Origin of the sequence: Streptomyces sp. WAC07094, from assembly GCF_036320405.1 — a bacterium.
GTDB classification, from domain to species: domain Bacteria; phylum Actinomycetota; class Actinomycetes; order Streptomycetales; family Streptomycetaceae; genus Streptomyces; species Streptomyces lannensis.
This window is the reverse complement of record NZ_JAVMJZ010000001.1, coordinates 4,840,158-4,852,393: the sequence shown is the minus strand read 5'-3', so window position 1 is coordinate 4,852,393 and position 12,236 is coordinate 4,840,158. Positions and strand designations below refer to the sequence as shown.

The following is a 12,236-nucleotide window of genomic DNA, read 5'->3' as shown; positions in this document are numbered from 1 at the left end:
CCCGCGGCGAGGTGGCCCCCGGCCGCATCCGCGGCACGGGCCTGGCGGATGCGGGGCGGCTAGGAGAAGCGCTGCCCGGCGGCCCCCGCCGTGTACGTACGGCGCAGGAAGCGCAGCAGCGCCTTCGACTCCAGTTGCACCACCTCGACCCCCCGCTGCGAGTGGAACTCCATGACCGCCTGGACCCGGCCGCAGGGCCAGATACGGACATCGCCCTTCTCGGCCGGGGCGCGCAGCCCCTTCTCCAGGAGATCCCGCGAGAAGGCCCACTCGTGCGGTCCGGGCAGACCGATGCGGACGGATCGTGGATCGGTGTCGGGGTCGTAGCGAAGAACGATGGGAACGGCGTCCGGGGCTTCGGGGGAATCCGTGACGACATGGGCTCGTGCGTACTGTTCCACAACTGTCATGGGACCGCTCCTCACGCTGCGTCACCCACACAGAAGGTGAATCCACTACTTCTCTAATGTCTCATATCAGGACAAAGGCGGCTTCCGGTGCTCGCGAGAGGTAGTCACGGATACCAAGCTCTTGCAATAGCTTCGCAATAAGCCGCTATCCTCCAACGGTGCATGTACCCGACGGATTCATCAACGCCCCCACCTCCGCCGCAACCGGTGTCCTCGCCGCGGGTGCCCTGGCCGTCAGCCTCAAGGGTGCCCGGCGCGAGCTCGACGAACGCACCGCGCCGCTCGCCGGCCTGGTGGCCGCGTTCATCTTCGCCGTACAGATGCTGAACTTCCCGGTCGCCGCCGGTACCAGCGGGCATCTGCTCGGCGGGGCGCTGGCCGCCATCCTGGTCGGGCCATTCACCGGGGTCCTGTGTGTGTCGGTCGTCCTCCTCATGCAGGGGATCCTCTTCGCCGACGGCGGACTGACGGCCCTGGGCGTCAACATCACCGACATGGCGATCGTGACCACCGTCGTCGCCTACGCCGTCTTCCGCGGACTGGTCAAGGTCCTCCCGAGGACGCGCCGCTCCGTCACCGTCGCCTCCTTCCTCGCCGCACTGCTCTCCGTCCCGGCGGCGGCCGTCGCCTTCACCCTGATCTACGCCGTCGGCGGCACCACCGATGTCTCCATCGGCAAGGTCGCCACCGCGATGATCGGCGTCCATGTGCTCATCGGCCTCGGCGAGGCCGTCATCACCGCCCTCACCGTCGGCGCCGTCATCGCCGTACGCCCGGATCTCGTGTACGGCGCCCGGGGTCTTCAGCAGCGCCTCAAACTGCGCGTCGGCGGCGAACTGGTCGACGCACCGGCCACCGGGCCCGCACCCGTGCCGGCCGCCGCCCGGTCCCACCGCAGGCTGTGGATCACCGGTCTCGTCACCTCCCTCGTCCTCGCGGGCTTCGTCAGCTTCTACGCCTCCGCCAGCCCCGACGGCCTGGAGAAGGTCGCCGCGGACCACGGCATCGACGGCAAGGCCCGGCAGCACGCCTCCGCCGACTCCCCGCTCGCCGACTACGGCGTCAAGGACGTGGACGACACCCGCCTGTCCGGCGGTCTCGCCGGTGTGATCGGCGTCGGAGTCACCGTCGCGGCTGGCAGCGCTGTCTTCTGGGCCGTCCGCAGGCGGCGCGCCGAGAGCACCTCCCCGGCCGCCTGAGATGAGTACGCCAACCGGACCCTCCCGAGCGAGGGGAGGCGAGCGCGGTGCCGCGCACCGGCTCTACCGGCACGGGCACTCTCCCGTGCACGCTCTGCCGCCGCACACCAAACTCGCCGCCACCTTCGCCTTCGTGGTCGTCGTGGTGTCGACACCGCGCGAGGCGATGTGGGCGTTCGCGCTGTACGCCGCTCTGCTCGGTGCGGTGGCGCACCGGGCCCGTGTACCGGCCGGGTTCCTCCTCAAGCGCCTGCTGATCGAGGTCCCGTTCGTCGCCTTCGCGGTGCTGATGCCGTTCGTCGCGGAGGGCGAGCGTGTCGACGTCGCCGGGCTCTCGCTCAGCGTCGGCGGGCTGTGGGGCGCCTGGAACGTGCTTGCCAAGGGCACCCTCGGCGTCGCCGCGTCCGTCCTGCTCGCGGCCACCACCGAACTGCGCCAGTTGCTGCTCGGACTGCAGCGCCTCAAACTCCCGCCGCTCCTCGTGCAGATCGCCTCCTTCATGATCCGCTACGGCGACGTCATCACCGACGAGATGCGGCGGATGCGCATCGCACGGGAGTCGCGCGGCTTCGAAGCGCGAGGCATCCGGCACTGGGGAGTCCTCGCCAAGTCCGCGGGCGCGCTCTTCATCCGCTCCTACGAGCGGGGCGAGCGCGTCCACCTGGCCATGGTGAGCCGCGGATACGCCGGCTCCATGCCGGTCATCGACGAGGTGTCCGCGACCCGTGCGCAGTGGTCGTACGCCCTCGCGCTGCCCCTCGCCGCCCTCGCCGTCTGCCTGTTGGGATGGACCCTGTGACACCTTCGCTGGAAGTGGCCCGACTGGCCTTCGCGTATCCGGACGGGCACCAGGCCCTGTTCGGCGTCGACTTCACCGTCGCACGCGGCGAGCGGGTGGCACTGCTCGGGCCGAACGGCGCCGGGAAGACCACTCTCGTGCTGCACCTCAACGGCATCCTGACCGGCGGCACGGGCACGGTGAAGGTCGCCGGGCTGCCCGTCGGAAAGAAGCACATGGCCGAGATCCGGCGCCGGGTCGGCATCGTCTTCCAGGACCCGGACGACCAGCTCTTCATGCCGACGGTCCGCGAGGACGTTGCCTTCGGGCCCGCGACGGCCGGGCTCAAGGGCGCCGAGCTGGAGGCCCGCGTCGACCGCGCCCTGGAACAGGTCGGCATGGCGGACTTCAAGGACCGGCCGCCGCACCACCTCTCCTTCGGCCAGCGCCGCCGGGTCGCGGTGGCGACCGTGCTGGCCATGGAACCGGAGATCCTGGTCCTGGACGAGCCGTCGTCGAACCTCGATCCCGCCTCGCGGCGCGAACTCGCCGACATCCTGCGGTCCCTGGACGTCACGGTCCTCATGGTCACCCACGACCTGCCCTACGCGCTGGAGCTGTGCCCGCGCTCGCTGATCCTCAGCGAGGGCGTCATCACCGCGGACGGGAAGACCGGCGAGCTGCTCGCCGACGACACGCTCATGCGCGCGCACCGGCTGGAACTGCCCTACGGCTTCGATCCCCGATCCGTGCCGTCGGCGGTGGACCGCCCCCGGTGACCCCCGTCACGCCCGGCTTGTGGACGGGTCCCGAGCGGCCCGCCGCCCTGCGGCGCCGGCACGGGAACATCGACGTCGTGCCCGTGCCGGGCTGAGGAATCGAAGGCGCAGCGACGGTGTTGGAGTCACTGTCGCAGGCGGATGAAAGGGAACACGGGCGTGGACGTGAACGGCGCTGTGGCCGAGGGCTTCGAGCCGGTCAGGGAAGCGTTCCTCGGGAACTTCGAGACGATGGGGGAACGCGGGGCGGCGGTCGCCGTGTACCGCAACGGCCGCAAGGTCGTGGACCTGTGGGCCGGGACGCGGGACATCGACGGCACACACCCCTGGGAGCGGGACACGGCCCAGATCGTCCGCTCGGCCACCAAGGGCGTGGCCGCGGCCGTGCTGCTGATGCTGGCCGAACGCGGAGAGCTGGACCTGGACGCCCCGGTCGGCCGGTACTGGCCCGAGTTCAAGGCGCAGGGCAAGGAGCACACCCTGGTGCGGCACGTGCCGGCGCACCGGGCCGGGGTGCCGGCACTGGACCTTCCGCTGACCCCCGCCGAGGCCGCCGATCCCGATCTCGCCGCCGCGGCGCTGGCCGCCCAGCCGCCCCTCTGGGAGCCCGGCACGGACCACGGCTACCACGCCCAGACGTACAGCTGGCTGACCGGCGAGCTGGTCCGCCGGGTGACGGGCCGGGACATCGGTGCATGGATCGCGGCCGAGATCGCCCGGCCGCTCGGCCTGGACCTGTGGGTCGGACTGCCCGGGGCCGAGGCGCACCGCGTGGGCCGGGTCGGCCCCCTGGAGGTGCCGGCCCAGGCCGGGGCGCTGCGCACCCGCCCCAAGCGCGCGGTCGCGGACGCCTACGCCGACCCCGACAGCCTCACCCGCCGTGCCTTCGCGGCGATCACCCCACTGCCCGACGAGAACGATCCCGCCTACCGCGCGGCCGTCCTGCCCGCGTCCAACGGCATCGCGACGGCCGACAGTCTCGCCCGCTTCTACGCCGCGCTGGCGGGCGAGGTGGACGGTGTCCGTCTGTTCGCGCCGCGGACGCTGGAGCACGCCCGCGCGGAGGCCTCGGCGGGCCCCGACCGCGTTCTGGTGGTCGGCACCCGGTTCGGCCTCGGCTACATGCTCCACGGCGGTGCCTCGCCGCTCCTCGCCCCCGGTTCCTTCGGTCACCCGGGCCGCGGTGGCGCTCTCGGCTTCGCCGACCCCGAGTCCGGTATCGCCTTCGGTTATGTCACCAACGGCTTCCGTCAGAGCGTGACGGCGGACCCCCGGGCGCAGGCCCTGGTACGGGCGGTGCGCGTGTCCCTCGGGTGACCGCGCGGCCCGGACGGCCGTGAGGCCCGTACACGGTGTCGTGCACGGGCCCCACCGGTACCGGCGTCCCCGGGACCTGTTCAGTGCGTCAGCGGATGCGACGTCCTCCCCGACGCGTCGTCGATCTCCCCGTGCGCCTTCGTGAGCAGCTGCATCGCGAGATCGTTGAGCGCACGCGCCCCCGCGATCTCCTCCCCCACACGTGGCTGATTAGCGTCGGTGTGGTGGCGGCTCGCGTACCCGTGGGACCGGACCTCGTTCCCGTCGGGAAGCCGTACGAGCGCCGCCGCCCGCGTACGCTCCTGGTCCTCCTCGAATTCGAGTTCCACATGCCATCCGACTGCGGTGTGCATCATGTCGATCACCTCCGGAACCGCTGATTCCAGGGTGCCCCTCCTTGTACGGCTGCGCACGGCCGTACCTCAGCCCGGCTGATCGCTGTCCTTCATGTCCCCCCAGCCGTGCCACCGGTCGATGGTGATCCACGCGCTGACCCGACCGCGCTCCCGGTCCGGGTAGGACCTGCCGATGTAGTGCTCGGCGACGCGGTCGATGTCTCCCAGGTCCTTGTCGGCCTCCATCTCCGTGACCCGGCCGACGAGGGTGACATGCGTGTACCAGTCTTCCTTGTCCAGGACGGTGAGGCTCACACGCGGGTCACGGCGCAGATGCGTGAGGCGTACGCGTCCCTCGTCCATGTTGACGAGCACACGGCCGTCCTCCTCCCACAGGTACCAGGTGGGGGTGGAGACGGGCTGACCGTCGGCGCGCAGGGTGGCGATGACGGCCGGGTTGGTGCGGCGCAGCATCTCGACGGCCGCGGCGGGCAGCGGGGGCTTGGACATATGGACTCCTCAGGTCGTCAGGAACGGGGCTCGTCCTCGAAGCTGGCGAAGTACGCGGCGGCCATGTCCTCGTCCCCATGGCCCTGGGCCGCGGCCCGGCGGAACCGTTCGGCTGCCGCGGCGGCGACGTCGAGACGGACTCCGTTGTGCTCACCGGCCCCCACGATCAGGCGGGCGTCCTTCTCCGCGGTCGCCACCGCGAAACTGGCCGGGGTCAGTCCGCCGTCGCGAATGAGATCGATCTTGGCACGCAGATATCCCATGTCGAGGGGACCTCCGCCGATGAGGCCGAAGAAGTCCTGCGGGTCCACGCCCAGCGCCTCGGCGAGGGCCAGTACCTCGCCGGCCGCGGCGGTCGCCGCGAGTACCCAGCTGTTGGCCACCAGCTTCAGCCGGGTGGCGCTGCCCGCCGCACCGTCCTCGCCGGTCCACAGCGTGCGGGCGCCGACCGCGTCGAAGACCGGCGCCACCGCGTCCCGGCCCTCGACGGGACCCGCGGCGAGGACGGTCAGCTGCCCCGCCTCGGCCGGCTGGCGTGTGCCGAGCACCGGGGCCTCGTAGAAGACCAGTCCGTGTTCATCGGCGAAGGCGGCCATTTCGGCGGCGTCCTCGATCCCCGCGGTGGTCGACTGCACCCAGAGGATGCCCGGGCGCAGCCCGCGCATGGCCTCGTCCATGACCTCCACGACGGTTCCGCCGTCGTACAGCATGGTCAGGACGACATCCGCGCCCTGTACCGCCTCGGCAGGGGTGTCGGCGATGTGCGCGCCGTCGGCGGCCAGCGGTTCGGCCTTGGCGCGGGTGCGGTTCCAGGCGCGGACGGCGTGCCCCGCCCGGGCGATGTTGCGGGCCATCGCCGCGCCCATGATCCCGGTGCCCAGGACGCTCACGGTGAGCTTGTCTGTCATGACGCCAACTTCCTGATCCGTACGATGAGTCGTGCGCTTCCCATGCTCGCTCAGGCGCGCGTCTTCCCCGACGCGGGGCGGACCAACCGAAGCCGGCTGCCCGGACACGGACGCCGTCCTCCGGCCCGGGCCGGTCCTTCACGGGGCTGTTCTTCCCTCTGGGCATCGTCGGCCGCCCTGCCCTCGGCCGCCACTCGGCGGTGTGCCGGTGCGGGGTCCATCACCGGCAGGAGCCTCCCGACCCGCCGTCGCCGCCCGGCACTCCCGTCACACCGCGGCGGCCGGGCCCGGAAGGTCGGGTCCGGCCGTCGTGGGGTTGTGCGGGACGGTCCTGCGCGGGCTCGTCCGGTGGGCCCGTCAGCCCGCCTGCGACGGGGTCTGCTTGATGCCGTCGACGATCGCCCGGTTCATGATGGCGCTGGTGTAGGTGACCGTTCCGGGCTTGATCAGGGCGCCCTCGCCGCTGTTCTCCTTCACCTGGACACTGCGCTCGCCCAGGAAGACATGGGTCTTCCTGTCGAAGATCCACTCCTCCCGCTCACCGCTGGTCTCGTCCAGCCGGGCCACGGCCACCCCGTGCCGTCCCACCGCGTCCACCGCGTCCTGCACGACGACGACACCGGGGATCTTCGCGGCGGCCTTGAACAGCGCCGAGTACAGCTCGGCGGGCGGGTAGCTCTCCCCGAGCAGATCACCGATGGTGGTGAACGCCTGCTGGTCGGGGGAGTTGCCGTGGCCCTTCTCCTCCTTGTAGATCTTGGCGAGGAGTGCGTCGGGGTCCGTGGTCAGCTTGGCCAGGTAGTCGTACGAAGGCCCGTTCAGACCGGCCTCCCGAGGGTTTCCCTGCTCGTCGGGGAGGCTCAGGGTCTCCCCCTCGGGGCTGTCGTTTACGGCGGGGTCGATCAGCCAGCCCTTGGTGCCGTCGGGAGAGTTCCAGATCTGACGGCGGTGCAGCTCGTGGCTGGCCAGGGTGGTCTTGTCGCCGACCGACCTGGTGAAGGTGTCGGCCGCCCTGGACTCGATGTAGATGTACTGGCCGGGCTTGACCGCCGGGTGGGAGGTCTCGGCCGCCGCCAGCGAGATCCGGTCGAGCAGCTGCGGTACGCCCTTGGTGGTCGCGGCACCGACCGTCGTGGTCAGGGCGGGTCCGGTGGCGACTCCGCCGCTGCCCGCCCCATTGCCTGCGGGACTCGCCACCACGGCGATGACCGCCCCGGTCAGGGCCGCGGCCACGGCCGGCAGCACGATCGCCGGGCGCGACAGCCGAAAGCGCCCTGCCTTCTCCGGGGCCGCTGCCGTCCGTGTGCGCTGTTCCTGCTGAATTCGAGCCATCAGACGCTCCTTGTGGAACTGGTGACGGCCCATCGGCAGGTCGCGCGCCGTGTGGGAGAGCAACTGCGCGTCCTCGTCCCACTCGGCCGGGTTCTGCCGGGAAGTGTTCGTGTTCATCGGTTTCCTCCCTGCACGGGCCGGACCACGTGTGCGCGATCGCCTCTTGTCTGTCGGCCCGGGCGGCCGGCTTCCCGATTTCCGCGCACATTTTTCGGCGTCGTCCTGACGGCCGGGACGGCCGCCTCGTCCTCGGTGAGCGCACGCAGCTTCTTGCGCGCCCGGGACAGCCGGGAGGCGACCGTGCCCACCGGGATCCCGAGCGCCACGGCCGCGGCCTCGTAGTCCAGGCCCTCCCCGAGGCAGAGCGCCACCACCTCACGCTCCGTCCGGCGCAGTGAGGCAAGGGCGCTCAGGGCCTGGGCGAGGCGACGCCGGTCGTCGACGCGTTCGGCCACCTCTTCGGCGTGGTCGGGAACCGACAGGTCAGCCGCGGCGGCGGCGCTCGCGGCCGCCCGGTACCGCCGGTTGCTCCGGTACTGATTGCGCGCGGTGTTGGTGGCGATACCCAGCAACCAGGGCCGCAGGGAGCCGCCCTCGGGATCGACCCTGTCGCGCAGCCGCCACGCCTCCATGAACGTCGCGGCCATCACGTCCTCGGCCGTCGACCAGTCGGCGGTCAGCCGAAAGGCGTGGTTGTAGACCGCGCGCGCACAGCCGTCGAAAAGCTCCGCGAACGCGCTCGAATCCCCGGCCCGTATCCGGGTTCGCAGTTGAGTGCTCACATCCATGAGCTGTCCGGCCCCGTGCACCGGCTTCCCGTGATCTGCGCCACACCTCGCCGACCGGCCCGGCCCGAGTTGCCGGGGAACGCCTCCTGGATACTCACCGGCCACAGGGCCGAGGAGCGTCCCGGGGCCCGCGATCCGTCACGCCGGCCGCTCGCGCACGTCGACCAGCGTGCCGCCCGCGTGCGTGATCAGCGTCCTGGGATCCATCGGGAACACGGTGTGCGGGGTGCCGGCGGCGGCCCACACCGTGTCGTGGTCCAGCAGGGAGCGATCGGCGAGCACACGTGTCGCCGTGCGGTGCCCGAAGGGGGGTACGCCGCCGATCGCGTACCCGGTGCTCTCCCGCACGACGTCGGCCTTGGCCCGGGTCACCTCGGCGACCCCCAGCTCCCGCCGGACCCGCTCCACGTCCACCCGGGACGCCCCGTCCATGAGGACGAGGACCGGCGTCCCTCCCGCGGCCTCCCCGCTCCCGTCGGACCGTGGGGACTCCCATGCCACGAAGATCAGCGACTTGCAGATCTGGCTGAGTTCGCATCCGATGGCGGCGGCTGCCTCGGCGGCGGTGCGGGTCGCGTCGGGGAACCGCCGGATCCGCGCCCGGAGCTCGCCCAGTCCCAGCTCTTCGAGGGCCTCGGCGAAACGGGGATGGGCTCCGGAGTTCGCTGCGTCGGTGGTGGTCATGCAGGGCAGGCTAGTCGCCGCTCACCGGGGTCACGAACGGATTCCCGCCGCTCATCGCGCGCAGGGGCCAGGACGCCCGGCGGTCCGGGTCCCGCCGGGAGCGGCCATGTCCACCCCTTCGGAGCAGCGGACCGCCGCGCCACCCTTGTGCGGTGGCGCGGCGGTCCGCGTCCGTGAGGCGGGGCTCAGACCCCCACCAGCTCCCGGTCCTGGTCCTGGTCCGGGTCCCTGCGGCCCTCGTCCCGCCGCGTGCGCAGTCCCTCGCCCTCGACGTCCACGTTCGGCAGAACGCGGTCCAGCCACTTCGGAAGCCACCAGGCCTTCCCGCCGAGCAGGGCCAGCACCGCCGGGACGAGCGCCATCCGCACCACGAAGGCGTCGAAGAAGACAGCGATCGCGAGGCCGAAGCCGATCATCTTGATCATCGACTCGCTGGAGCCGATGAAGCCGGAGAAGACGGCGATCATGATGACCGCGGCGGCGGTGACGACCCGCGCACCGTGCCGGAAGCCGGTCACGATGGCCTGACCGGGGTTCTCCCCGTGGACATGGGCCTCGCGCATGCGGGTCACCAGGAAGACCTCGTAGTCCATGGCCAGGCCGAAGACCACGCCCACCATGAAGATCGGCATCATCGACATGACGGGGCCGGTCTCCTCGACGCCCAACAGCCCGGACAGCCAGCCCCACTGGAACACCGCGACCACCGCACCGAGCGCCGCCGTCACCGAGAGCAGGAAGCCGAGCGCCGCCTTCAGCGGGACCAGGATCGAGCGGAAGACCACGATCAGCAGGAGGAAGGCGAGACCCACCACCAGCGCCAGATACGGGATCAGCGCGTCGTTCAGCTTCTGCGAGACGTCGATGTTCATCGCCGTCGAGCCCGTGACCAGCAGCTTCGCGCCCGTGTCCGCGGTGATGCCGGCGCCCGCACCGCGAATGCCGTGCACCAGGTCCTCGGTGGTCGCCGAGGACGGCTTGGAGCCGGGGACGACCGTGATCATCGCCGTGTCGCCGGAGGCGTTGTAGGTCGGGGGCGTCACCGTCACGACGTCCCGCATGCCCTTGATGTCGTCGGTCACGGTCGCGACCGCCGCCTTCGGATGCTCGCTCGACTTCGCGTCGACCACGACCATCAGCGGACCGTTGAACCCGGGGCCGAAGCCCTCCGAGAGGAGGTCGTAGGCCCGGCGCTGTGTCGTGGCCGTCGGCTGCGAACCGTCGTCCGGCAGGCCCAGCTCCAGCTGGGACGCCGGGAGGGCCGCGGCACCGAGTCCGATCACGCCCAGCAGCAGGACGGCGACCGGACGGCGCACGACGAAGCTCGCCCAGCGCGTTCCCATGTTCGGCCTGGCCTTGGCGGGGGCGGCCCGGCCGCCGCCCAGCATCCGGCTCTTCTCGCCCGCCGGCTTGACCTTGCGGCCCGCGTAACCCAGCAGCGCGGGGATCAGCGTCAATGCGATCAGGACCGCGATGGCGACGGTGCCCGCCGCGGCGACGCCCATCTTCGTCAGCATCGGGATGTTCACGACCGCGAGACCCACGAGGGCGATCACGACCGTCAGACCCGCGAAGACCACCGCCGAACCGGCCGTACCGACCGCCCGGCCCGCCGCCTCCTCGCGCTCGCGGCCCTCGGCCAGTTCGGCGCGGTAGCGCGAGACGATGAACAGCGCGTAGTCGATGCCGACCGCGAGGCCGATCATCATCGCCAGTGTGGAGGTGGTCGAGCCGAGGTCCAGCGCGTTCGCCAGAGCCGTGATCGTACTGACGCCGATGCCCACACCGATCAGAGCGGTGAGCAGGGGCAGGCCGGCCGCGACCAGCGAGCCGAAGGTGATGACGAGGACGACCGCGGCGATCGCGATGCCGATGACCTCCGTGGCTCCCGTCTCCGGTACCGCGGACAGGGCGTCACCGCCGATCTCGACGGTCAGCCCGTCGTCCCGCGCGCTCTGCGCGGCCTGCTTGAGGGCGTCCTTCGAGGCGTCCTCGAGCTCCATGCCGGAGACCTTGTACTTCACCTGTGCGTAGGCGATCGTGCCGTCCTTGCTGACGGCGTGCCCGGTGAACGGGTCGGCGACGGAGGTGACCTCGGAGCCGTCGCGCAGCTCCCTGACGGTCCTCTCGACGACCGCCTTGTTGTGCTTGGCGGTCACCTTCTCCCCGCCCGGCGCCTCGAAGACCACCCGGGCGGTCGCGCCGTCGGCGCTCATACCGGGAAATCGCTGTTCCAGCAGGTCGAAGGCCTTCTGAGCCTCCGTCCCCGGGATCGAGAAGGAGGACGAGCCCGCTGCGGGGGCGCTGGTGGCGCCGACACCCGCGAGGGTCAGCAGCGCCACCCAGATCAGGGCGACGAAGTGCCGGCGCCGGAAGGCGAGCCGGCCGATTTTGTAGAGGAATGTGGCCACGAGGGCGTACTCCCGGTCAGGTCGTGGGGTGTTCAGGGCAGGAGGGATCAGCCCGACGACGTGAGCGGTGACGTCAGGTAGGGGTCAGGTGATGGGGCTGGTCAGGGCGTGGGCACGCCGAGTGCGGGGAGCACCACGGCGTCGATGTACGACGTGAGGAAGGCCTGGGTCGGCGGCTGGTCGTCGATCAGGGCCCGGGTGGCGAAGCCGCCGATCAGCATGTGCACCAGGAATTCCAGTGCCGGGCAGTCCGGACGGATCTCGCCCCGCTCGATGGCGCGCTGCAGCACACGCTGGAACTCCGCCATCTCCGGCTCGATCAGCTGCTCCCGGAACGCCTGGCGCAGGTCCGCGTTGTGGTGCATCGCCATGGCGACACCCCTCATCAGCGCGGAGTTCTGCTCCATGACACAGTCGTCCTCGCGCGTCACCAGGGTGTGCAGGTCACCCCGGAGCGAGCCGGTGTCGATCGCGTCGATGGAGCCGGGCTTCCCGTGCCGGATGGCCTTCACGACCAGGTCGGCCTTGCCGCCCCACTGTCGGTAGAGCGTCGCCTTGCTGGAGCGCGTACGGGCGGCCACGGCGTCCATCGTCAGGGTGTCGTAGCCGACCTCCCGGAGCAGGTCGAGCACGGCCTCGTACAGTTCGGCCTCGCGCTCGGGGGTGATCCGCGTGCGACGTGCCGCTGCGACCTCAGCCACCCGACTCACCTTCCTGCTCCGCGCCGGAGCTGCAGACTTCGAACGACACCGTTTCGTACGTTCATGACGATACCCCCGCTGTCA

Annotated in this window: 13 protein-coding genes; 4 read left to right on the top strand and 9 right to left on the bottom strand. The window is 71.2% G+C overall.

All coding sequences use genetic code 11. From position 1 onward, the window contains the following. Positions 1-59: 59 nt before the first annotated feature. Complete coding sequence (locus RCR19_RS21535) at positions 60-410, bottom strand: SsgA family sporulation/cell division regulator (RefSeq protein WP_331266608.1); 351 nt, start codon at positions 408-410, stop codon at positions 60-62. Between the two features lie 158 nt (positions 411-568). Between RCR19_RS21535 and RCR19_RS21530 the strand changes: the two genes are divergently transcribed. The 4 genes from RCR19_RS21530 to RCR19_RS21515 all read left to right on the top strand — a co-directional run bounded on the left by RCR19_RS21530 (position 569) and on the right by RCR19_RS21515 (position 4,483). Then, positions 569-1,609, top strand: a complete 1,041-nt coding sequence (locus RCR19_RS21530) for an energy-coupling factor ABC transporter permease (RefSeq protein WP_331266607.1) — start codon at positions 569-571, stop codon at positions 1,607-1,609. A 1-nt stretch (position 1,610) separates the two neighbouring features. Next, on the top strand, positions 1,611-2,408 hold the full coding sequence (gene cbiQ / locus RCR19_RS21525; RefSeq protein ID WP_331266606.1) for a cobalt ECF transporter T component CbiQ: 798 nt from the start codon (positions 1,611-1,613) through the stop codon (positions 2,406-2,408). After that, on the top strand, positions 2,396-3,166 hold the full coding sequence (locus RCR19_RS21520) for an ABC transporter ATP-binding protein (protein ID WP_331266605.1): 771 nt from the start codon (positions 2,396-2,398) through the stop codon (positions 3,164-3,166). Before cbiQ ends, RCR19_RS21520 begins: the two co-directional genes overlap by 13 nt. Positions 3,167-3,325: 159 nt before the next feature. After that, a complete protein-coding gene (locus RCR19_RS21515; RefSeq protein ID WP_331266604.1) occupies positions 3,326-4,483 on the top strand; it encodes a serine hydrolase domain-containing protein in 1,158 nt (385 codons plus the stop codon). An 80-nt stretch (positions 4,484-4,563) separates the two neighbouring features. On the opposite strand, the gene RCR19_RS21510 is transcribed toward RCR19_RS21515, so the two are convergent. The 8 genes from RCR19_RS21510 to RCR19_RS21475 all read right to left on the bottom strand — a co-directional run bounded on the left by RCR19_RS21510 (position 4,564) and on the right by RCR19_RS21475 (position 12,152). Beyond that, positions 4,564-4,839 (bottom strand): DUF1876 domain-containing protein, encoded by a 276-nt coding sequence (locus RCR19_RS21510; protein WP_059130823.1) that lies wholly within the window; start codon positions 4,837-4,839, stop codon positions 4,564-4,566. Between the two features lie 66 nt (positions 4,840-4,905). After that, positions 4,906-5,328, bottom strand: coding sequence for a PPOX class F420-dependent oxidoreductase (locus RCR19_RS21505; protein WP_331266603.1), 423 nt, complete (start codon positions 5,326-5,328; stop codon positions 4,906-4,908). A gap of 17 nt (positions 5,329-5,345) precedes the next feature. Beyond that, the gene (locus RCR19_RS21500; protein ID WP_267889281.1) at positions 5,346-6,290 is read right to left on the bottom strand and encodes an NAD(P)-dependent oxidoreductase; all 945 of its coding nucleotides are present in this window, start codon (positions 6,288-6,290) and stop codon (positions 5,346-5,348) included. Between the two features lie 303 nt (positions 6,291-6,593). Next, positions 6,594-7,685, bottom strand: a complete 1,092-nt coding sequence (locus tag RCR19_RS21495) for a CU044_5270 family protein (protein ID WP_331266602.1) — start codon at positions 7,683-7,685, stop codon at positions 6,594-6,596. Further along, positions 7,682-8,356 carry an RNA polymerase sigma factor gene (locus RCR19_RS21490; protein ID WP_331266601.1) on the bottom strand — a complete coding sequence of 225 codons (675 nt, stop codon included), beginning with the start codon at positions 8,354-8,356 and terminating at the stop codon, positions 7,682-7,684. Before RCR19_RS21490 ends, RCR19_RS21495 begins: the two co-directional genes overlap by 4 nt. Before the next feature lie 138 nt (positions 8,357-8,494). Beyond that, positions 8,495-9,040 carry a YbaK/EbsC family protein gene (locus RCR19_RS21485; protein ID WP_331266600.1) on the bottom strand — a complete coding sequence of 182 codons (546 nt, stop codon included), beginning with the start codon at positions 9,038-9,040 and terminating at the stop codon, positions 8,495-8,497. A gap of 185 nt (positions 9,041-9,225) precedes the next feature. After that, entirely contained in the window at positions 9,226-11,451 is a 2,226-nt protein-coding gene (locus RCR19_RS21480; RefSeq protein ID WP_331266599.1) for an MMPL family transporter, read from the bottom strand. Between the two features lie 101 nt (positions 11,452-11,552). Then, a complete protein-coding gene (locus tag RCR19_RS21475; protein ID WP_331266598.1) occupies positions 11,553-12,152 on the bottom strand; it encodes a TetR/AcrR family transcriptional regulator in 600 nt (199 codons plus the stop codon). Positions 12,153-12,236: the final 84 nt, after the last annotated feature.

What these genes read in the sequence shown, in the direction of transcription:
- RCR19_RS21535 (WP_331266608.1), bottom strand. Translation starts at nt 410, where the DNA reads ATGACAGTTGTGGAACAGTACGCACGAGCCCATGTCGTCACGGATTCC.
- cbiQ (WP_331266606.1), top strand. Translation starts at nt 1,611, where the DNA reads ATGAGTACGCCAACCGGACCCTCCCGAGCGAGGGGAGGCGAGCGCGGT.
- RCR19_RS21520 (WP_331266605.1), top strand. Translation starts at nt 2,396, where the DNA reads ATGGACCCTGTGACACCTTCGCTGGAAGTGGCCCGACTGGCCTTCGCG.
- RCR19_RS21510 (WP_059130823.1), bottom strand. Translation starts at nt 4,839, where the DNA reads ATGATGCACACCGCAGTCGGATGGCATGTGGAACTCGAATTCGAGGAG.
- RCR19_RS21505 (WP_331266603.1), bottom strand. Translation starts at nt 5,328, where the DNA reads ATGTCCAAGCCCCCGCTGCCCGCCGCGGCCGTCGAGATGCTGCGCCGC.
- RCR19_RS21495 (WP_331266602.1), bottom strand. Translation starts at nt 7,685, where the DNA reads ATGAACACGAACACTTCCCGGCAGAACCCGGCCGAGTGGGACGAGGAC.
- RCR19_RS21490 (WP_331266601.1), bottom strand. Translation starts at nt 8,356, where the DNA reads ATGGATGTGAGCACTCAACTGCGAACCCGGATACGGGCCGGGGATTCG.
- RCR19_RS21485 (WP_331266600.1), bottom strand. Translation starts at nt 9,040, where the DNA reads ATGACCACCACCGACGCAGCGAACTCCGGAGCCCATCCCCGTTTCGCC.